This window comes from Actinotignum sp. usb-actsch-rep-73 (genome assembly GCF_059082735.1).
The window spans coordinates 23,067-43,850 of the sequence record NZ_JBHNPV010000072.1 but is presented as its reverse complement, the minus strand read 5'-3'; the positions used below and the strand labels follow the sequence as shown (position 1 = coordinate 43,850).

General features: G+C 58.3%; 15 protein-coding genes and 3 tRNA genes. 13 read left to right on the top strand and 5 right to left on the bottom strand.

Annotated elements, in window-relative coordinates; all coding sequences use genetic code 11:
* Positions 1–27 precede the first annotated feature (27 nt).
* A complete protein-coding gene (locus tag AC5RE1_RS05785) occupies positions 28–669 on the bottom strand; it encodes a class I SAM-dependent DNA methyltransferase (RefSeq protein ID WP_103633504.1) in 642 nt (213 codons plus the stop codon).
* A 201-nt stretch (positions 670–870) separates the two neighbouring features.
* Here AC5RE1_RS05785 and AC5RE1_RS05780 point away from each other — a divergent pair, with 201 nt between their 5' ends.
* A complete protein-coding gene (locus AC5RE1_RS05780; RefSeq protein WP_103633624.1) occupies positions 871–1,929 on the top strand; it encodes a 3-isopropylmalate dehydrogenase in 1,059 nt (352 codons plus the stop codon).
* Positions 1,930–2,037: 108 nt separating this feature from the next.
* Complete coding sequence (locus AC5RE1_RS05775) at positions 2,038–3,186, top strand: branched-chain amino acid aminotransferase (protein WP_103633505.1); 1,149 nt, start codon at positions 2,038–2,040, stop codon at positions 3,184–3,186.
* Between the two features lie 121 nt (positions 3,187–3,307).
* Here the strand turns inward: AC5RE1_RS05775 and AC5RE1_RS05770 are convergent, their stop codons facing one another.
* Positions 3,308–4,501 carry a cobalamin-independent methionine synthase II family protein gene (locus AC5RE1_RS05770; protein ID WP_103633506.1) on the bottom strand — a complete coding sequence of 398 codons (1,194 nt, stop codon included), beginning with the start codon at positions 4,499–4,501 and terminating at the stop codon, positions 3,308–3,310.
* A gap of 185 nt (positions 4,502–4,686) precedes the next feature.
* Between AC5RE1_RS05770 and ilvD the strand changes: the two genes are divergently transcribed.
* The 3 genes from ilvD (at position 4,687) to lplAB (ending at position 9,410) form a co-directional block, all read left to right on the top strand.
* Positions 4,687–6,558: a dihydroxy-acid dehydratase gene (gene ilvD, locus AC5RE1_RS05765; protein ID WP_179370537.1), complete on the top strand. Its 1,872-nt coding sequence runs from the start codon at positions 4,687–4,689 to the stop codon at positions 6,556–6,558.
* 124 nt (positions 6,559–6,682) lie between these two features.
* The gene (gene cimA / locus AC5RE1_RS05760) at positions 6,683–8,299 is read left to right on the top strand and encodes a citramalate synthase (protein ID WP_179370536.1); all 1,617 of its coding nucleotides are present in this window, start codon (positions 6,683–6,685) and stop codon (positions 8,297–8,299) included.
* A 61-nt stretch (positions 8,300–8,360) separates the two neighbouring features.
* Entirely contained in the window at positions 8,361–9,410 is a 1,050-nt protein-coding gene (gene lplAB / locus AC5RE1_RS05755; protein ID WP_103633508.1) for a lipoate-protein ligase LplAB, read from the top strand.
* 179 nt (positions 9,411–9,589) lie between these two features.
* Here lplAB and AC5RE1_RS05750 read toward each other — a convergent pair whose 3' ends face one another.
* Entirely contained in the window at positions 9,590–10,285 is a 696-nt protein-coding gene (locus AC5RE1_RS05750; RefSeq protein WP_179370535.1) for a YggS family pyridoxal phosphate-dependent enzyme, read from the bottom strand.
* 139 nt (positions 10,286–10,424) lie between these two features.
* On the opposite strand from AC5RE1_RS05750, the gene AC5RE1_RS05745 reads away from it, so the two are divergent.
* Complete coding sequence (locus AC5RE1_RS05745; RefSeq protein WP_006681787.1) at positions 10,425–10,814, top strand: YccF domain-containing protein; 390 nt, start codon at positions 10,425–10,427, stop codon at positions 10,812–10,814.
* Between the two features lie 35 nt (positions 10,815–10,849).
* On the top strand, positions 10,850–11,341 hold the full coding sequence (gene ybaK, locus AC5RE1_RS05740) for a Cys-tRNA(Pro) deacylase (protein WP_285084384.1): 492 nt from the start codon (positions 10,850–10,852) through the stop codon (positions 11,339–11,341).
* Between the two features lie 202 nt (positions 11,342–11,543).
* Here the strand turns inward: ybaK and AC5RE1_RS05735 are convergent, their stop codons facing one another.
* Entirely contained in the window at positions 11,544–14,204 is a 2,661-nt protein-coding gene (locus AC5RE1_RS05735) for a DEAD/DEAH box helicase (protein ID WP_219585728.1), read from the bottom strand.
* A 266-nt stretch (positions 14,205–14,470) separates the two neighbouring features.
* On the opposite strand from AC5RE1_RS05735, the gene AC5RE1_RS05730 reads away from it, so the two are divergent.
* Positions 14,471–15,940, top strand: a complete 1,470-nt coding sequence (locus AC5RE1_RS05730) for an alanine/glycine:cation symporter family protein (RefSeq protein ID WP_179370532.1) — start codon at positions 14,471–14,473, stop codon at positions 15,938–15,940.
* 382 nt (positions 15,941–16,322) lie between these two features.
* Positions 16,323–17,102: a fumarylacetoacetate hydrolase family protein gene (locus AC5RE1_RS05725; protein WP_179370531.1), complete on the top strand. Its 780-nt coding sequence runs from the start codon at positions 16,323–16,325 to the stop codon at positions 17,100–17,102.
* Between the two features lie 114 nt (positions 17,103–17,216).
* Here the strand turns inward: AC5RE1_RS05725 and AC5RE1_RS05720 are convergent, their stop codons facing one another.
* Positions 17,217–18,401, bottom strand: a complete 1,185-nt coding sequence (locus AC5RE1_RS05720) for an aminotransferase class I/II-fold pyridoxal phosphate-dependent enzyme (RefSeq protein ID WP_179370530.1) — start codon at positions 18,399–18,401, stop codon at positions 17,217–17,219.
* A gap of 132 nt (positions 18,402–18,533) precedes the next feature.
* On the opposite strand from AC5RE1_RS05720, the gene gltX reads away from it, so the two are divergent.
* The 4 genes from gltX to AC5RE1_RS05700 all read left to right on the top strand — a co-directional run bounded on the left by gltX (position 18,534) and on the right by AC5RE1_RS05700 (position 20,642).
* Positions 18,534–20,039, top strand: a complete 1,506-nt coding sequence (gene gltX, locus AC5RE1_RS05715) for a glutamate--tRNA ligase (protein WP_179370529.1) — start codon at positions 18,534–18,536, stop codon at positions 20,037–20,039.
* Between the two features lie 304 nt (positions 20,040–20,343).
* A tRNA-Gln gene (locus AC5RE1_RS05710) sits at positions 20,344–20,418 on the top strand.
* Positions 20,419–20,441: 23 nt separating this feature from the next.
* Positions 20,442–20,517 (top strand) — tRNA-Glu (locus AC5RE1_RS05705).
* A 49-nt stretch (positions 20,518–20,566) separates the two neighbouring features.
* Positions 20,567–20,642: transfer RNA gene (locus AC5RE1_RS05700), tRNA-Glu, on the top strand.
* Positions 20,643–20,784: the final 142 nt, after the last annotated feature.

Genomic DNA, 20,784 nt, shown 5'->3' with positions numbered 1-20,784 from the left:
CATGCATATACGAGTGGGGGGAATGAGCTAGCGTCGGGCTACCTGCGCAGTTGCAAGGAATACCGGGTAGTCACGCCCCGACTTCGAAATCGTCATCACCGTGGAGACGAGGATATTCTGGCAGCCACATTCGTGGAGCAACTGCTCAACGAGAGCACGTTCGGTGCCGTGATGAGCCGGAACAATATCTCCGTCAGCATGGTAGGAACCGTCGTCCGCATCCATATCCGCCAGAGCAACCCAGCCACCCGGCCGCGCTCGCTCCACAAGCGCACGGATCACCGAGCGCTGATCCTTCATATGATGCAGAGCCATCAGCGACACAATGACGTCATATTCCTGGGAGGGAACTTCGCTGACCCACTGCTCCGCGTCACAGAACAGGGCATCCATGCGATCATTCAGGCCGGCATCCGCAATGTTGCGGTGAGCAACTTCCAACATTCCCTGAGACGTATCACCCAGACTCACGTGATCGGCATGGGAGGACAGAGCCAGCCCCAGCAGCCCCGTCCCAGAACCGATATCGAGCCAGTGACCTCCCGAAGGGAGTCGTCGCATTATTTCTGAGGCGACGGTGCGTGCGCGTTCCCCGCGTACGGGAGAAGAATCCCACTGCTCCGCGTGGGCATCGAACGGAGAATTGGCCGTAGGAAAAGACGAAAGCATGGGAACAGTGTATAGGAGCCTGTCTAGGGCGTGCTGCCCGCTTGGGGCGTGAGGTGTGGAATGAAGAAGAGAAATGACGGCATCGAAAAGGAAAGGAGCGCGTGGGGAGGAATAGCGCAGGAGGATGTCCGCCTCGTCGGGGAAAGGATCCGCATGGCGGACGTTTCCGCGCACACAGACGCAGCTCAGCACACTGGATGTATGCGCACGATCAAATTGGCCGTGATTCCCGGCGACGGTATCGGTAAAGAGGTTGTTCCCGAAGGCCTGAAGGTTCTGACCAAGGTCCTTGAAGGTTCCGACCTGGAACTTGAAACGACTCAGTTCGATCTGGGCGCTGACCGCTGGCACCGCACCGGTGACACCCTGACCGACGAAGATCTTGAAGCAATCAGGGGAAACGACGTCATCCTTCTGGGTGCTGTTGGTGACCCGTCGGTTCCCTCCGGTGTCCTTGAGCGCGGTCTGTTGCTGAAGCTCCGCTTCGCTCTCGATCACTACGTGAACCTTCGTCCCTCGAAGTACTACGAAGGCGTTGCCTCGCCGCTACGCATTCCCGACAACACAGACTTCGTTGTTGTCCGTGAAGGCACGGAGGGCCTCTACTGTGGCAACGGCGGTGCCGTCCGCGTCGGCACCCCGCACGAGATCGCAACCGAGGTTTCAGTCAACACTGCTTTCGGTGTTGAGCGCGTTGTACGCTACGCGTTTGAAAAGGCCAACGCTCGGCCTCGTAAAAAACTTACTTTGGTGCACAAACACAATGTCCTCGTGAACGCCGGACACCTCTGGCGTCGCACAGTCGAAGCCGTCGGAGCCGAATACCCTGACGTCGCCGTCGACTACTGCCACGTTGACGCGGCCACGATCTACATGGTCACCGACCCGCAACGCTTTGACGTGATCGTCACCGACAACCTGTTCGGCGACATCCTCACCGACGAAGCGGGCGCAGTCACCGGTGGCATCGGCCTGGCCGCATCGGGCAATATCAACCCCGACGGCGCATTCCCGTCGATGTTTGAGCCCGTCCACGGCTCTGCGCCCGACATTGCAGGCCAGGGCAAGGCTGATCCGACTGCAACGATCTCCTCGGTCGCACTGCTGCTTGACCATATTGGCAAGCCGGAACTGGCAGCCAAGGTGGAAGCCGCCATCGAAAAGGACATGGCCGACCGCGCTGCCGCCGATAAGGCAGGCGCTCCGCTGGTTCGCTCCACCTCCGAAATCGGAGACGCGATCTGCGTGGCACTTGCCTGAGCGTATTCTCACCGACTGATGCTCGCCTAGGTTCACATGACGGAACCTTGGCGAGTATCGTCGTATCCACACATATCCTGGACGTAACGCCTACGAAGAGGAGAAATAATGGCGATCCAAGAGCATGTGCCTACTCAGCTGGAATCCTTGGCTGCTCAGCCGATTGGATCCGGTGACGAGCTTGCAGGTCGTTTCCCTCTTACCGTCAACCCGAATCCTGCGTCGCAGGCAGAATACGACGCGGTGATGAATGATCTGACCTTCGGCTGTCAGTTCACCGATCACATGGCCCACATGCGCTGGATCAAGGGTGAAGGTTGGACGGATCGTGGTGTGATTCCTTACGGTCCGCTGGATCTCACGCCGGGTGCTGCGGTTCTGCACTACTCGCAGTCCGTGTTTGAAGGCATCAAGGCGTACCGTCACGATGACGGGTCGATCTGGACCTTCCGCCCGACTTTCAATGCGGCGCGCATCAACCACTCGGCTCGTCGTCTGGCTCTGCCCGAGATGGATCGCGAAGACTTTGTCGCTTCCCTGGTTGACTACGTTCGCGCGGATTCAAAGTGGGTTCCCGAAGGCGATGGCACCAGCCTCTACCTTCGCCCGTTCATGTTCGCCTCCGAGGCATTCGTGGGTGTCCACGCCGCCCAGGTTGTCGACTACTACGTGATCGGCTCGCCGTCCGGCCCGTACTTCAAGTCCGGCCTCACCGGTGTTCCGATCTGGGTCGTGAAGGGCTATCACCGCGCTGGCCCGGGTGGCACGGGTGCCGCGAAGGCGGGTGGCAACTACGCTGCGTCCCTGATGCCGCAGGAAGTCGCTGCTGAAAAGGGCTTCTCGCAGGTCTGCTTCCTGGACACCTACGAGGAAAAGTATCTCGAAGAGCTCGGTGGCATGAACATGTTCGTCGTCATGGCTGACGGCACGATCCGTACGCCCGAACTGTCCGGTGTCATCCTTGAGGGTGGTACGCGTTCTGCAATCTGCCGTATGTTGCGCGAGCAGGGAACCGAGGTTCGTGAAGAAAAGATCGCTCTGGACGAACTGGTTGCGGGCATCCGCTCCGGCGCTGTTTCGGAGATCTTCGCGTGTGGCACGGCCGCCGTCATCACGCCGATTACTCGCCTTGCGAATGATGACTTCGATGTGGAGCTCCCCGTTGGTGAAAAGACGAAGGCTATACACGCTGAGCTGACCGGTATCCAGATGGGTCACCGTCCGGATCCGTACAACTGGCTCTACCGTCTCGCTTGACTTTCACGTTTTTAACGTAGGGGCCTCGTTGATTTTTATCGACGAGGCCGCCTCCATATACAAGACTGGGCTGTGGGACTGAGTCCCACAGCCCTAAAGCCTTGTGAGGGGCGGAGTTGGATCACTGATCAGCCAGGCGTGCACCTTCAGTCAGTGATTCGAGCTTTGCCCATGCGATCGACGGGTAGACGCGGCCACCCAGGCCGCAGTCGGTCGATGCGACAACGCGTTCCTTGCCGACGATGTCGGTGAACTGGTGGATACGCTGGGCAACCAATTCGGGGTGCTCGACAACGTTTGTGGAGTGAGATACAACGCCCGGGATCAGGTACTTTCCTTCAGGAAGCTCGATGTCCTTCCAGATTGTCCACTCGTGAGCGTGGCGCGCATTCGCTGCCTCGAAGGTCAGGCCATTGGCGTTCACTGCAAGAGCGAGGTCGACGATGTCCTTGAACGGGATGTCCGTGGTGTGCGGGCCGTGCCAGGAACCCCAGCAGACGTGGAAACGGATGAGCTCGGGATCGATACCTGCAAGTGCGTGGTTCAGAGCATCGATACGGACTTGCTGGAAAGCGCGGTACTCCTCGAGTGAAGGGGCAACAGCGAACTGGTCCCAGCCCTCGGCAATATCCGGAGCATCGATCTGAACGGTCAGGCCTGAGTCGGTGATGCGCTTGTATTCCTCGCGAAGAACATCAGCGAGTGCCCACACGACGGCCTCGTCATCTTCATAGAAGGCGTTGGCGACGCGGGCGGCAGAGCCGGGGGAGATAGAGGCGATGAAGCCATCCTTCACGGACTTTCCAACAGCTTCGAGGGCTGCTTTCGTGCCGGCAATATCGGCGTTGACAGCGTCGGTGCCAATGTAGGTGAGTTCCGATGTGATCGTCGGGAAGACAACGGGATTCTTATTCGCAATGTGGATACCGGAATCCGGATCGGAGTAGGCGTCTTGGAAACGTTGCCAGTCTCGGCGCTCTGCGAAGGAAGAGTATGAAATGCGACCTTCGCGGCCTGCCGGAGGACGCACATCGAAACGAGCGGTCTCTTCAGCGGTCAGACCACCGAAACGGGAGAAGGAGTAGGTCCACCATGCGCCGTAGTCGACTGTGTCGAGCATCGCATGACCGTACTCGCCATCGTTAACGACCGAAATGCCGAGCTCAACCTGCTTGGCAATAACCTTGTTTGCTTCTTCCTGAAGAATCAGAGCAAACTCAGCGTCGGAGAGCTCACCCTTTGCGCGCTTCCAGTTCGCGTCGACAAGTTTGGGTGTGCGGGGGAGTGAACCCACATGGGTTGTACGGATAGTCACGTCGGTAATCCTTTCTAGCGACCGCGTCGTGAGTGAAAGATTACGTTTGGGTACGAGGCGTAGGCCGAGGCGTCCATTGGGTAGGCGAATGTGACAAACTGTCTGTTCACTCAATGACCTCGTCGGACGCGCGTCAACCAATCCTCTTAGGCTTAACGCATTACCTAATTACTGGGAGGACGCTCATGAGCAGGCAGCTTCGCTCCGCGACTTCAACGCAGGGCCGCAATATGGCTGGTGCCCGTGCGCTCTGGCGCGCGACGGGTATGAGAGATAGCGACTTCGGGAAGCCGATTATTGCCGTCGTTAACTCGTTCACCGAATTTGTGCCTGGACACGTCCACCTTCGTAACGTTGGCAAGCTTGTCGCTGACGCAATCGTTGAAGCTGGCGGCGTTGCCAAGGAAATGAACACGATTGCCGTCGATGATGGTATTGCGATGGGCCATGGTGGCATGCTCTACTCGCTCCCCAGCCGCGAGGTCATCTCCGACTCCGTTGAATACATGGTGAATGCCCACTGTGCGGACGCCATGGTCTGCATCTCCAACTGTGACAAGATCACGCCCGGCATGTTGATCGCTGCGATGCGCCTTAACATCCCCGTTGTTTTCGTCTCCGGCGGCCCGATGGAAGCTGGCAAGAACATCGATCCGTCCGTGATCATTGGCGACGCAAAGACCGGCCACGGCAACCTCATCACCGTTATGAATGCGACGGCGAACGACGAGGTTTCCGACGATGCGCTGCTCGCCATCGAGAAGCTTGCTTGCCCGACCTGTGGTTCCTGCTCTGGCATGTTCACCGCGAACTCGATGAACTGTCTGACCGAGGCCCTTGGCCTGTCGTTGCCCGGTAACGGCTCAACCCTCGCCACCCAGGTTGCTCGCCGCGACCTGTTCGTGCGCGCAGGCGAAATGGTCGTTGACCTCTGCCACCGCTACTACGACGAGGAAGATGATTCCGTCCTGCCTCGTAACATCGCGAACAAGGATGCCTTCCACAACGCGATGACACTGGATATGGCGATGGGAGGATCCTCGAACACCGTCCTGCACCTGCTGGCAGTTGCGCACGAAGGCGGAATTGACTTCGACCTCGAAGACATCGCAGAACTGGGACGCACCGTCCCGTGCCTGTCCAAGGTTGCACCGAACCACAACGACTACCACATGGAAGATGTCCACCGAGCAGGCGGTATTCCGCGCATTCTTGGTGAACTTGACCGTGGTGGGTTCCTCACCCACACCGTCCACACCATCCACTCGCCGTCGCTGGACGAGTGGCTGGGAGCATGGGATCCGAAGTCGCCTACCGTCACCGACGAAGCGATCGAACTTTGGAAGGCTGCGCCTGGAAACGTGCGCACCACCGAACCGTTCTCTACCTCGAATAAGTGGGCTGAACTCGACCTCGATCAGGAAAATGGTTGCGTCCGCGATATCGAGCACGCCTACACCGCAAACGGTGGCCTGACCGTTCTCTTCGGCAACCTTGCCCCCGAAGGCGCCATCATCAAGGCAGCCGGTATTGACCCGTCTCTCTTCCACTTCGAAGGCCGAGCGCGCGTCATGGAATCCCAGGACGAAGCCATCGAAAAGATCCTCGACAAGACCGTCGAAGCTGGCGACGTTGTTGTCATTCGCTACGAGGGGCCCGCAGGGGGGCCGGGCATGCAGGAAATGCTCTACCCGACCTCCTTTATCAAGGGACGAGGCCTTGGTAAAGCCTGCGCCCTCATCACCGACGGTCGTTTCTCCGGCGGCACGTCTGGCATCTCCGTTGGACACATTTCGCCTGAGGCTGCTGACGGTGGTCTTATCGGCCTGATCGAAGACGGCGATCCGATCATCATCGACGTGAACGAGGGTCTTCTGCAGCTCGATGTCCCCGAAGAGGAAATCGAACGCCGTCGCGCCGCTCAGGAAGCACGCGAACACCCGTGGACTCCGCTGAACCGTGACCGCGTTGTCTCACCCGCACTGCAGCTCTACGCCGCAACGGCAATGAGCGCATCGAAGGGCGCAGCGCGCGATGTCGCGCGCGTCCTCCGTTGAACGTTGAATCAGTGGTCGCGGCCTCGTCGATTGTGATGAGGCCACCCACCCATATCTGAACGGTTAGCCCAACACGACCTGACCAGACCAAAGCGCACACGCGCTGAACTCGAGGGAGCTGGCAATGAGCGAACACGTTGCCCTGTACGACACGACCTTGCGCGACGGAGCCCAACAGGAGGGCATTTCCCTGTCCGTCGCTGACAAGCTCGCAGCACTACCCATTGTGGACGAGCTGGGCGTCGACTACATCGAAGGCGGATGGCCGGGCGCGATTCCGAAAGATACGCAGTTCTTCCAGCGTGCTCGCGGTATCCAGTTGCGTCACGCGCGCCTTGCAGCCTTTGGTGCCACCACGAAAGCCGGCGTTCGGGCATCCGAGGATCGCCAGGTTGCTGGGCTTGCTGAATCAGGCGCATCGGTCGTCACGCTGGTTGCGAAGTCGGATCCTCGCCATGTGACGCGTGCGCTACGAACAACGCTCGAAGAAAACCTGCGCATGGTGCGTGACACCGTCGAATACCTGACGGGCGAAGGTATCGACGTCATGGTCGATCTGGAGCACTACTTCGACGGGCTCGCATTCGATCCTTCATATGGAATTGAAGTGATGCTCGAGGCCGCGCGCGCTGGAGCCGTCGCAGTTATTCCGTGCGACACGAACGGTGGAAACCTGCCGTCGACTATCGGTGCGCTGACGGCGCGTTCGCGTCAAGCTTTGGATGAGGCCGGGTGCGGTTTAACGGTGCTCGGCATTCACGCTCACAACGACACCGGGTGCGCGGTAGCGAACACCATTGCTGCCGTGGAAGCGGGGGCGCGTCAGGTCCAGGGTACAGTCAACGGCTACGGTGAACGCACCGGTAATGCGAACCTGCTAACGTGTGCGGCGAACCTGCAGATCAAGTGTGGTTTTGATGTGATCCCGGACGATGCGCTCTCGTCGCTGGACTCCGTGTCCCACCGCATTGCGGAGCTCGTGAACATCACGCCGTTCGCGCGCGACCCCTACGTTGGAACCTCGGCATTCGCACACAAGGCTGGCCTGCACGCATCCGCGATCCGCGTCGATCCCGATCTGTACCAGCACATCGATCCCTCCCTGGTAGGGAACGGCATGCGGATGCTGGTATCCGAAATGGCTGGAAAGTCCTCAATCGAGCTGAAGGCTGAGGAACTCGGCATCGACCTGACTGCTCTTCCGAATGCCGCGGGCGTGCTGGCGGCAAAGGTGAAGGAACGCGAAGCTGCCGGCTACACCTACGATGCTGCCGACGCTTCTTTCGAACTGCTGGCGCTGGGCGAACTTGGGCAGATGCCACGCTTCGTCCGCGTCGAGTCCTGGAAGGTGACGACTCAGGAAATCGCCGAAGTCAAGGGCGATCCCTTCGCCGAATCGGAAGCAACCGTCAAGATTCACACGGAACGCCGTCACATTCGAACGGCCGAAGGAAATGGGCCTGTGAATGCTCTCGACCGGGCACTCCGTCACGTATTGACTCGCGATTACCCGGTGTGCGCGAGCTTCAAGCTCTCTGACTTCAAGGTGCGTATTTTGGACGAGGATCGTGCGGGCACCGACTCCACGATTCGCGTTCTGATTGAAACCACTGACGGACATCGCTCCTGGTCGACCGTTGGTATCGGTACGGATATTATCGAGGCCTCGTGGGAAGCGCTCTTCGACGCCTACATGTGGGGGCTGTTGCATTCGGGCGTGGCGCCACTGTTGCGTGAGTGAACTTCAGCTGAAAACGCTGGCACGATTCGCATTGCGGGGCGTGGCGGAGGACAATTAAGGCATGCATGGAGAGTACAAAGTTCCCGGTGGCAAGCTCGTCGTTGTTGACTGCGACGTGGAAAACGACTCGATAGTGAATGTGCGTCTCTCTGGCGACTTCTTCCTTGACCCCGATGATGCGCTACTGCGTATGACGGGCGCGCTTGAAGGTGCCCCCGCATCACTGTCGGGTGTTGAGATCGCATCGCGCGTTGAAGCTGGCCTGGATCCCGATGACGTTCTCATGGGTGTTACGCCCGCCGCTGTTGGCGTGGCCGTTCGTCGTGCTCTGGGACATGCGCTTTCTTGGGATGACATCGATTTCGAGGTCATTCACGGTCCCGTTGTCGACCCGATGATTAACGTTGCCATGGACGAGACCCTGGTCGAAGATGTTGCGGCTGGTCGCCGTAAGCCGTTCATGCGACTCTGGGAATGGAACGGCCCGCAGGTTGTCATCGGTTCCTTCCAGTCCTACCAGAACGAGATCCAGCAGGATGGCGTCGAACGCTACGGCATTACCGTGTCCCGTCGCGTCACCGGCGGCGGCGCTATGTTCATGGAGCCCGGCAACTGCGTCACGTACTCGCTGGTTATTCCGACCGCTCTGGTTGAAGGAATGAGTTTCGAACAGTCATACCCTTTCCTGGACCAGTGGGTCATGGAAGTCCTGGCAAAGCTAGGCGTGAAGGCGAAGTACATTCCGCTGAATGACATTGCGTCCGAAGCGGGCAAGATCGGCGGTGCAGCACAAAAGCGCTGGTCAAACGGCTACATGGTTCACCACGTGACAATGGCCTACGACATCGACGCAGTGAAGATGAACGAGGTTCTGCGCATCGGCATGGAAAAGATCCGCGACAAAGGAACCCGTAGCGCTGTCAAGCGTGTTGACCCGATGCGCTCCCAGATCGGTCTGCCACGCGAGCAGATCCTCGACACCTTCTACGACCATTTCAAGACGAAGTACAACGCTACTGACGGTGAAATCACTGAAGCCGACATCCAGCGTGCGAAGGAACGGTGCGAAACGAAGTTCGCGACCTACGAGTGGGTGCACCGCATTCCGTGATTGGTCAGAGCTGATCCCCGCGGCTTGTCTCAGTCGCGAGGATGTTGTCAAGAGCCAGTGATTATTGAGAGCTGAGAGACGTACTCAATTCCTCGTAGGAAACTCCGTTCTCCGCCGACTTCTCGAATCAGATCAAGGGTGAGATAGACACGCGTCATGCTCATGTCCCAGTTTTGCCCCTAGCCCAGGTTACGCGCCCCGAAAACGGCGGTGCCGACGCGGACGATTGTTGCGCCTTCGGCGATCGCCCAGTGAAGATCATTCGACATTCCCATCGACAGTTCCAGCTTGCTCATCGCGTACGAGACCCTGATTCGATCTCGGATCTTGCGAAGCAGTGCGTACGCGGAGCGAACATCAGCCTCGACAGGGGAATTCAGCCCAACTGTCATGAAGCCACTGAGCTTCAAGTGTTCTGACCTCACGACTGCCTCAACGACAGAATCAACGTCTGCCGGCTGGCACCCGTGTTTCGTGTCTTCACCGGACACGTTGACCTCGATGAAAACCGGCAGGGAAGTGGAAAGACGCTGGTCGATCTTCGCGGCGAGCGCTACAGAATCGAGGGATTCAATCAGATCGACGCACGCCAACGCTTGATTGATCTTGTTCGATTGCAATGGTCCGATCAAGTGCACGTGAGAGCCGTCGACGCTACGGATAGCATCGACGGTATCTCGGGCTTCCTGAACGCGATTGTGGCCAAGCAAGATCGGCTGGCCAAGGTTTTTCAACAGCCGTGCTGCTTGCGCGCATTCCTCGGCGGATCGCGTCTTCACGGCAAGCTCGAGCGCAACTTTTTGCGATGCCCCATACTGGGTGCGCGCAACCTCAATCCGTTCCAACGCGTGCTGAATTCCCGCTTGAATGCTCATAGGTGAATCGTACGGCAGTCCGGCCTCGTACCCCCTGAATAATCCCTGACTTGCTCTGAACAACTGACTTTCGAAGAGCGCGCCCACCGCGCATGCGAGATAATTGATGCAGCTTCACCAACGACTTCAAGGAGACTTCGTGCGCACGCTGCTCAACATCATTTGGCTACTCTTCGGTGGCATCTGGCTTTGGCTGGGATACCTGCTGGCCGGCATCATCGCGTGTGTTTTCATTGTGACGATCCCGGCTGGCCTGGCGTGCTTCCGTATCGCACAGTACGTGCTCTGGCCGTTCGGGCGTAGTGTTGTGCCTCTGCCACATGCGGGCGCGGGGTCGACTCTGATGAACGTCGTCTGGTTCCTGATCGCTGGACTCTGGCTCGCAATGGGGCACGTAGCAACAGCTGTTGCGCAAGCCGTGACGATCGTCGGTATTCCGGTGGCGCTTGCGAATCTGAAGATGATTCCGGTGACGTGCTTCCCGTTCGGAAAGACTGTGGTTTCTGATCCGCGCGCAGTAATCATCTGAGCAGGTGCATCCAAGTGGGGAAAAAGAAAGCGAATGTGAGTTCGCCGTCAGGTCCGACTCGTGCGATTGAAGCATTGAATAAGGCCGGGATTTTCTTCACCTTGCACGAATACGAGCATTCGCCCGAAGCTCGCACGTATGGTGGTGAAACGGTTGAGAAGCTCGGTGTTAATCCGGCGACTGCATTTAAAACGCTGATGGTTAAACTGAATACCGGCGAGTTCGTTGTCGGGATTATCCCGGTTCTTCATCATCTGTCGATGAAGCTGATCGCGAAGGCTGCGGGTGCGAAGAACGCTGAGATGGCGGATCCTGCTGTCGCGCAGCGTCGTACGGGATACGTGGTGGGCGGGATTTCTCCGCTGGGACAGACGACTTCGCACCGTTTATTTGTTGATGAGTCCTGTTTGGACCATGACACGATGATCGTGTCAGGTGGTAGGCGCGGCTATTCGGTGGAGTTGAGCCCGCTGGACTTTATCGATGTGTCAGGCGCCGAATGTGTTCCGCTGACTGCGATCGACTAGGTGAATACAGGCCCGGCGTCTGCTGAGCCGTTAGAGATGAAAACCCTGAAGCAGGCTTGCGATAGGAAACTCTCTCTTTTCTGCTGCCCGAGCAAGCTTCAGATCATTCGTGCAGAAAGTGATCTGAGTATTGGGACTTGTCAGGATCGAAGCTGTTGCAAGGTGAATCGCATCGAGGCTCTTGAGCTTGCCGGTGAACTTCTTAGTGCGGGCCTACGGACAGTAGGGTCAGCGCGACTCCGTCTTGGCGATCGGATTCAACAAGGTCGATCAGGGCGACGAGGTGCCAGTCGCCATCGCCATTCGGATCAAGCAGTGTCTGAGTCGCCAACCAATACGTGTGGTCACCGTCCGCCTCGGCGCCAGCAACCTCAAGATCTGCGGGGGAAGGGTGCTCATTCAATTCGCACAATGAGGCCGACCGGGCTTCCTGATCGATCCCGATCCAGTCATACTCTGCCCAGTAGCGCTCCAACACGTGATCCCAACGTTCTTCATCCCACCCGGAATCGGCGTCCTCGCGCGCCAGAGCCTCAACCGCGTCGCGGCTCATCAGTTCTACACGATGGAACATCGCCTTACGCACTGCCGTACGGAATGCATGCTTGTTCGTCGTAAACGCGATCGTTCCGTCCTCGTCAGCGCCGAACGCAACCTCGTTTCCAACCGTCTGTGTAGCAGAATTCGAGGCCTTGCCTTCAGCCAATGCCTCCCACTCGTCCAACAAGGAGGAGTCAACCGCACGAATCAGGCAAGCCAGCCAATCGATGATCGCCTCGACCTCGTCCGTCATCGCATCATCGGGAATAATCTGCTTCATGCCACGATATGCATCCGTCAAATAACGCAACAGCACGCCCTCGGAACGTCCCACGTCGTAACGGGAAACAAGCTCCGTGAATGTCATCGCGTTCTCAACCATCTCACGGACAACTGACTTTGGAGAAATCTCAAGATTCCCGATCCAAGGATTCGCCTTCACATAGGTTGCGAACGCCGACTCCAACAGATGAGCCAACGGCATCGGCCACGTTACCGATTCCAATGCTTCCATACGTTCGTCATACTCCATGCCCTCGGCCTTCATCGCGGCGACGGCCTCACCCTTGGCTACAGAACGCTGGGCAAAGAGCAGTGGACGAGGATCATCGAGAACCGATTCCACAACGGACAGAACATCAAGCGCATATGACGGCGAGTCAGGATCCAAGAGTTCAATCGCAGCAAGTGCAAACGGCGACAGGGGCTGATTCAATGCAAAATCATCGGGCAAATCAGTTGCCGCACGGAGCCTGGGACGATGTTCCTTCAACGCTTGAGCGGTAGAGACGTGCTCGACTACGCCCGCCTGCAACAACGAGGAGTAGATGTCGCCCAAGCGGCGAAGATGTGGGTTCGAGTCCTGGGAACGGTCATCGTTGCCCACGGCCAGCTCCACCAAATGGGCTCCAGGATCACGCCCTGCAACTTCCGCTCCGGCAAGAACATTCAAGACCATCGAGTGCGTCATTGAGAACTGTGAACGCAACTGTTCGGGCTGCTCTTGCGTCAAACGCGTGAACGTCGCCTTTGTCCACGAGATCGTTCCGTCGCCAGGACCCTTACTCTTCTTCGCATGCTTCTTCTGGGCGCGCTTCAACTCACGCACGTCGCGAGCCGCTTCCTGGGCCGCACTGAGCTTCGCGCGCTCGCGGGCAGCCTCAATCTCATGCTCAGGAGCAAGAACACGCACATAGCCGACGGTGTCGAAGCCAGCGCGACCTGCACGACCAGCAATTTGATGGAATTCACGTGCTGATAGGTGACGCATCTTGTTGCCATCGAACTTCACCAATGACGTCAACAACACCGTGCGAATGGGCACGTTGATACCAACACCAAGAGTGTCAGTTCCGCACACGATGGGGAGCAAGCCCTGCTGTGTGAGGCGTTCAACCAGTCGGCGATAGCGGGGGAGCATACCGGCATGGTGAACACCAATTCCCTGGGTGAGTAGAGACCGCAGAGTCTGACCGAATCCCTTCGCAAAGCTCACGGTTGCAAGCTCGGCGTTGATCTTCTTCTTTTGGTCATCGCTGATCAACGTGCGCTTATTAAATGATTGCGCAGTTGAAACGGCATCTTTCTGAGAAAAATGCACGATGTAGACCGGCCAGCGGCCCTCGTTGAACAGGCGCTCGACCGTGTCATCCAAACGATCGACAACATATTCAAATTCAAGAGGAACCGGGCGCTTCGCATTATCAATCAACGCGACCTCGCGTCCGGTGCGTTCCTGCCACGTACGACGGAAGAACGCGGTGTCACCAAGTGTCGCAGACATCGCGACAAACTGAGGTTTCGTGAGCTCCAGCAGGGGAATCTGCCATGCTGATCCTCGCTGCGGATCCCCGTAATAGTGGAACTCATCCATCACGATCATGTCCGCATCCAAGGATGGGCCTTCACGCAGAGACTGATTCGCCAAGATTTCAGCCGTGCAGCAGATAATCGGCGCCAGAGGATTGAGGGACACGTCGCCCGTCACCATGCCAACGTTCTGCGCACCAAAAAGTGCGACCAGATCGAAGAACTTCTCTGAAACAAGAGCCTTCAGAGGTGCTGTGTAATACGAGCGCCCACCATTCGCCATCGACACGAAGTGCGCGGCCAACGCGATCATCGACTTGCCCGACCCAGTTGGGGTTGCAGCAATAATGTGCTTCCCGTCGAGGAGCTCAAGGAACGACTCTTCCTGATGCGGATACAGTGGCCTGCCCGTTGAGGCCGCCCACGAAGTAAACGCTTCGTAGAGCGCATCAGGATCCTTCAACAGGCCATCGTCTTCCAACTGGTCCAGAAGTTCATTCAAGCTCGCTGTCATGGTCCCATTGTCCCAGAAAGACGACTGCCCCCAAACGCTGGTTATTAAATGTTTGGATAGAAGGGACAGGCGATGTGAGCCTGTGAATAACTGCCTGTTTAAGGAAACGCGTTCAACGATGAGCCTCGTACCCCGACCGCCAACTGGAAGTGCACCCAAGTGGTCACGTTGTGGATCGAAAAACGGGGAAAGCAGATCATGTGCCATGCTTAGCGCGTCCCGTTAGCCGTAACCCACCACAGTGGTGGACAAGAAAGGAGTGCGACGTGGAAGACCTTGCAAATCAGATTCTGGCGGTCGCAGACTGGCTCACGTTACACGTGACAGTCTGGGTTCTCGTTGGCACCGGCCTTTTCCTGACCATCGCTTCTCGTGGTGTGCAACTGAGGCATTTCCCGTCGATGATTCGCGCTGTCACCGGCTCGCGTCAAGGCGCGAAGGGCGGCATCTCGTCCTTCCAGGCGTTCACGATTTCGCTCGCCGCCCGCGTCGGCGTCGGCAACGTGTTCGGCGTGGCAGCAGCTTTGCTGATGGGTGGTCCGGGCGCAATTTTCTGGATGTGGATCGTCGCCCTCGTCGGGATGGCGACCGCATTCTTCGAGGCAACGCTCGCGCAGGTCTTCAAAGTCCGCGTTGCTGACGGCACATTCCGTGGCGGTCCCGCGTACTACATTTCGCTCGGTATGAAGAACAAGGTACTTGCCTCAGTCTTCGCTGTCATCACCGTTGTCACCTGCGCATTCGTCATCACCTCCGTCCAGTCGAACGCCATCGCAGGAACCCTGCTCTCTGCACTTGGTGACGCCGGCTCTGAGCCCGTCATCGCTTCACTCACCCGGGCACAGATCATCATCGGTGCCCTGCTGTTCGTCTTCTCCTCCATGGTCATCTTCGGCGGTATCCGCACCGTCGCCCGCGTGACCGAATGGATGGCCCCGATCATGGCCACGATCTACGTCATCATGGTCGCGATCATCGTCATCATGAACATCGGCCAGTTCGGAGCCGTCCTCGGCCAGATCTTCTCCTCCGCATTCGCGCCCCAGCCACTCGTTGGTGGCCTCGGTGGTGGCATTCTCGCCGCCCTGATCAACGGCACGAAGCGAGGCCTCTTCTCGAACGAAGCCGGCCAGGGCACTGCCCCGAACGCCGCTGCAACCGCGACTGTTGCGCACCCCGTGTCCCAGGGGCTCATTCAGTCCCTCGGCGTTTTCATCGATACGGTCATCGTGTGTACCGCCACCGCGTTCGTCATCCTGATCGCAGGCCCGGATGTCTGGGGAGCCGAGGGTATCAGTCCCGCAAACCTGACCTCCGTGGCCGTCGCGAACGAGCTCGGTCAATGGACCATCATGCCGATGGCCGTCCTCATCTTCGTCCTCGCGTACTCGTCGATCATCGCCGCCTACGTCTACTCCGAAACGAACATGACGTTCGTGACCGGCAAGAAGTGGGCAACCTGGACTGTTCGCGTTATCTCCGTCGGGTCCGTTGTCCTCGGTGCGCTGGTCTCGCTGGACCTGGTCTGGAACGCCGTCGATATTGCGATGGCCGTCATGACCGTCACCAACCTGATCGCCCTGCTCTGGCTCTCGAAGTGGGGCCTGGGTGCCCTGCGCGACTACGAAGCTCAGCGCAAGGCCGGCGTCGAGATCCCCGTTTTCGTCGGCACGGACAATCCGCTACTTCCCGGCGATCTGCCGACCGACACCTGGGCCGAGGAAAAAGTCTCCTGATGCCGCGCGATTGGACTTCCCGTCCGCCTTCGAAGTTGTGTGCTGAAACGGCTTCGTATTGACGAAGCCCATCAGAAAGCCATCCTGACTCAACGCCGGTGCTCCGGGCTCATGCCCGAGGCACCGGCGTTTTACCACACTGTTCACCTTCAGATCGACGAGATCGCCACCGCTTTGTAGGCAATCCCCTCACGTTCAGACAATTGCGTGTTGTGTGGATTCCACCGACTACGTCGGCGGGGCCAACGCGCCACGCAAAACTTGCCCTCGGGGACAACCTGCCTCCGCGGTGGCATATTCTGCTGGCCACACGGTGCCCTGAACATTGCCAGCGTGTGCGCCCTGTTCCGACAAAAAGGCGCTCGCGGTTTAGGCTTTGACTATGAAGATCGTGCGTTTTTCTGACGGTGACTCACCACGTTATGGAGCCCTTGAAGATGGCTCAACCCGAATCGTTGTCCTGAAGGGCGACCCGCTGTTCAATCCGGTTGAGCCCGATGGGCGAATCGTTGAGCTTGATGAAGTTCGCTTGCTTTCTCCGGTCATTCCGCGTTCCAAGGTCGTTGCGATCGGTAAGAACTACGCCGATCATGCGCGCGAAATGGGAGGCGAAGCCCTGGATATGCCGGTCGTCTTCTTGAAGCCGAACACCTCTGTCATCGGCCCCGATGATCCGATCATTCGCCCGTCCTGGTGCGATGAACTGCATCATGAAGGCGAGCTCGCAGTCATTATTAAGTCCCTGGCAAAGGATGTTCCGGTTGAGGACGTCGACAAGGTCATCCTTGGATACACCATTGCAAACGACGTGACCGCTCGTGATATTCAGCGAGCCGACTCGCAGTGGACTCGCGCAAAGGGCTTCGACACGTCCTGCCCGCTGGGGCCCTGGATCACCGTTGACCCGAACTTGGATATCAACAACCTGCGGATCACGACCACGGTCGATGGCGAAGTTCGCCAAGACGATACGACCGCCAACATGATCCACACTGTTGCGGAACTTCTCTCCTACGTGTCGTCGATCTTCACGCTATTGCCCGGCGATGTCATCATCACCGGAACCCCCAAGGGGGTCAGCGAAATGAAACCCGGTCAAACCGTTGAGGTCACCATCGAAGGCATCGGCACCCTTCGCAACACGGTTCGAGACCCCGAATAGTAGCGCCCCTTTTGCCTGTTAGACCTGTGGGGAGCAGTTCAATGAACTGCTCCCCACAGGTCTGTTTTTAGGTGCTTGGCCCTGTCAATCGCCAGAAAGCCAGCCGGTTAAAAATCAGCCCAGACGTGCACCCGCGACCAAGGCGAGAACGCGGTCGATCATCTCCGCAATTGTTTCGTGCGAGCATGCCAGGTTGAAGCGCGCCCAATCGGCGTAGTCGGCGCCCAGAGTCTTACCGTCATTGACTGCGATTCCGGCTTGCTCGCGCAGAGCGATCGCAGGTGAAGGATTCAGGCCCAAGCCCGCGAATCCCCACCACGACAAGTACGTGCCCTGCGGGCGAACGAAATCAATGGGGGAGTGTGCGATCGCAGCCTCGAGTGCATCGACGTTCAAGCGAATATAGTCGCGGACTTCGTCGAGCCACTCGACACCATTCTCGTAGGCTTCGATCGTGCCAACAGTGCCGATCGTCGAAGCGTGGAAATGCAGTTTTTGACCCTGCTCATCCCAGCGCTCACGAAGCGCCTCGTCGGGAAGAATCACTTGAGCAGACGGAAGCCCCGCGATATTCCACCCCTTCGACGCAGCGGTCGCCGTCACCGTGTGCGCGGCAAAACGCGGATCAAGACGAGCGTAGGAGAGGAAAGGAACCTCGTCGAGGACCAGGGGAGAATGGATCTCGTCGCTGAACACGAGGGCGTCATACTGGCTGACCAGCTCGCCGAGCGCACGAAGTTCAGCTTCGTCAAAAACACGGCCGGTCGGATTCCACGGGTTGCAGAGAATCACGAGGCCCGCTCCAGCCTCAAGACCTGTTTTGATGCCCTCCAGATCGAGCGCCCACCCCTTGTCACCGGCAGTATCGCCGTGAAGGGAGGGAACCTCGATAACGGGGTGGCCAGCCTCGGTGGGCATTGAAAGGAAAGGCATATAAGCCGGCGTCGGAACGATCACCGGCGTACCCGGGCGCATCAACTTGGTCATCGTCAGTTCCAATGCGGGGAGAACGGACGTCACGAGACGAACCTGGTCCGGGCGCAGATCCCAGCCGAAACGACGCTTTTGGAAAGAGGCGGTTGCTTCAGCAAGCTTCGGTGCCAACCACGACGGCTGGTAGCCCAATAGTCCATCATTGATGCAATCCGTCATCGCCTTCGCGACGCTGGGAGCAGTACCGAAATCCATCTCGGCAACCCACGCGCCGATCGTGGGGGAGCCATCCTTACGGGTCATCCCCGTCCATTTCAACGAGCCCACGCGATGAAGCTCAGCATCAGTAAAAGTACGAATTGGCACGATTGCTCCTTTATCGGGTCGCCGAAGCAGTCATCGATACCCTCTGATGCCTGCCGAGAAAATGACGTATTGGGAACAAGCCTAGCCCCGACGAAAAATACTGCCCGCCGGGGCGAGTAAGATAAAAGCATCATGAGTGAAACGACTGCTTCCGGCGCCGACGTGCGCGTTCGATTCTGCCCCTCACCGACCGGTACACCCCACGTAGGAATGGTCCGAACCTGCCTGTTCAACTGGGCATACGCGCGCCACACCGGCGGTACCTTCGTCTTCCGTATCGAAGACACCGACGCTGCTCGCGATTCCCAGGAATCGTTCGACCAGATCCTCGACTCCCTGGCATGGCTTGGCCTTGACTGGGACGAAGGGGTCAACAAGGGTGGCCCTCACGGCCCGTACCGCCAGTCCGAGCGCATGGACATCTACGCTGATGTCGCAGCAAAGCTCCTCGAAAATGGTTTCGCCTACGAGTCCTACTCCACCCCCGAAGAAATCGAAGAACGCCACCGCGCAAAGGGCGAAGACCCGAAGCTTGGCTACGACGGCTTCGACCGTGACCTCACCGAAGAACAGGTCGCTGCATTCAAGGCTGAAGGCCGCAAGCCGGTTCTGCGCATGCGCATGCCCGACGAAGACATCACGTTCAACGACCTTATCCGCGGTGAAATCACCTTCAAAGCAGGCTCGGTTCCGGACTACGTCATCGTTCGTGCCAATGGCCACCCGCTCTACACGCTGGTGAACCCGGTCGACGATGCACTGATGGAGATCACGCACGTTCTGCGTGGCGAAGACCTGCTGTCCTCCACCCCGCGCCAGATCGTTCTCTATCGCGCACTCGAAGAACTCGGCATCGCCAAGTTCATGCCTCGCTTCGGTCACCTGCCCTACGTCATGGGTGAGGGCAACAAGAAGCTCTCCAAGCGCGACCCCGAATCGAACCTGCTACTCCACAAGGAAGCCGGCATGATTCCCGAGGGCCTGAACAACTACCTCGCCCTCCTCGGCTGGTCGATCGCACCCGACCGTGACATCTTCACGATGGACGAAATGATTGAAGCGTTCGATATTGCTCAGGTGAATCCGAACCCGGCGCGCTTCGATCAGAAGAAGGCCGTCGCCACCAACGCCGAGCACATTCGTCGCCTCGACACCTGTGATTTCACCCGTCGCCTAGTGCCGTTCCTGGCACGCGAAGGCTACATGAGCGCCGCAATCTACTCCGAGCTCACCGATACCGAGAAGGCAACCCTCGACGCTGCTGCTCCGCTGGCGCAGACCCGCATTCAGACGCTCGGTGAGGCTGGTCCACTGATGCGTTTCCTGTTCGTCGGCGCAAGCGCCCTCGAGTACAACGAAAAGGCTGTTTCCAAGCTCAAGGATTCCGCTCCGGGCGTGCTCGCCGCCGCACGTGAGGTTCTTGCCGGACTCGATGACTTCAGTGCTCAGGCAATCAAGCCCGCGCTCGATGCCAAGCTGGTCGAAGAGATGGGGGTGAAGCCACGCTTCGCATTCGGCCCGCTCTTCGTGGCGATGACCGGCTCGAACGTGTCGCTGCCCGTTGTTGACTCGATGGCAATCCTGGGCAAGGAAGAAACCCTTGCTCGCCTTGATCGCTTCATCGCGACGCTCGCCTGATTTCCTCAACGCTTTCGTGCCAGCCGGTAGCAACCGATTGGCACGAAAGCGTTTGGGGGAGGCCAAGTGTGGCTTTCGGCATCTTCCGCTCTGATTCTCCGCTTTGTTTTCATCGTGAATGTGCGAGGTGCATCGCGGATCGCTGAACGTGAAAGACGTTGTTTCAATGCGCCATCTCCCTGATGAACGGGGAGGGGCAGGAGAATGTGAGTCGAAACATGCCCGCTCGATTTGGCATTAGTGCCACACTCGACTAATCTTTCTTTTCGTCGCAAGAAACCTCAGCGGTGACTGCGATTGCCAATGGGGTATGGTGTAATTGGCAACACAGCTGATTCTGGTTCAGCCATTCTAGGTTCGAGTCCTGGTACCCCAGCCATCGGAACGTATGTTTTCCGATAGGCCCCCATCGTCTAGCGGCCTAGGACGACGCCCTCTCACGGCGTTAACGCCGGTTCAAATCCGGCTGGGGGTACCAAACCGATTTGCTCGGTTTAACTTGAAGTTTTCACCATGAGAATTTCAGCGCCCCCATCGTCTAGCGGCCTAGGACGACGCCCTCTCACGGCGTTAACGCCGGTTCAAATCCGGCTGGGGGTACCATTTGCACTCATGCTTTGTGGCGTGGGTGTTTTTGTTTATCTGCCACCGGGCACTGACAGGATCGCGACTAGGTGATGATCCCGGCCTCGTACCCTGGGCGAGCGTGGAGCGCACTGGGATAAATGTGAGCGGAAAATACTAA

Bases quoted from the DNA above. Each gene is read 5' to 3' on its own strand.
- AC5RE1_RS05785 (WP_103633504.1), bottom strand. From the start codon at position 669: ATGCTTTCGTCTTTTCCTACGGCCAATTCTCCGTTCGATGCCCACGCG.
- AC5RE1_RS05780 (WP_103633624.1), top strand. From the start codon at position 871: ATGCGCACGATCAAATTGGCCGTGATTCCCGGCGACGGTATCGGTAAA.
- AC5RE1_RS05775 (WP_103633505.1), top strand. From the start codon at position 2,038: ATGGCGATCCAAGAGCATGTGCCTACTCAGCTGGAATCCTTGGCTGCT.
- ilvD (WP_179370537.1), top strand. From the start codon at position 4,687: ATGAGCAGGCAGCTTCGCTCCGCGACTTCAACGCAGGGCCGCAATATG.
- cimA (WP_179370536.1), top strand. From the start codon at position 6,683: ATGAGCGAACACGTTGCCCTGTACGACACGACCTTGCGCGACGGAGCC.
- lplAB (WP_103633508.1), top strand. From the start codon at position 8,361: ATGCATGGAGAGTACAAAGTTCCCGGTGGCAAGCTCGTCGTTGTTGAC.
- AC5RE1_RS05750 (WP_179370535.1), bottom strand. From the start codon at position 10,285: ATGAGCATTCAAGCGGGAATTCAGCACGCGTTGGAACGGATTGAGGTT.
- AC5RE1_RS05735 (WP_219585728.1), bottom strand. From the start codon at position 14,204: ATGACAGCGAGCTTGAATGAACTTCTGGACCAGTTGGAAGACGATGGC.
- AC5RE1_RS05725 (WP_179370531.1), top strand. From the start codon at position 16,323: ATGAAGATCGTGCGTTTTTCTGACGGTGACTCACCACGTTATGGAGCC.
- gltX (WP_179370529.1), top strand. From the start codon at position 18,534: ATGAGTGAAACGACTGCTTCCGGCGCCGACGTGCGCGTTCGATTCTGC.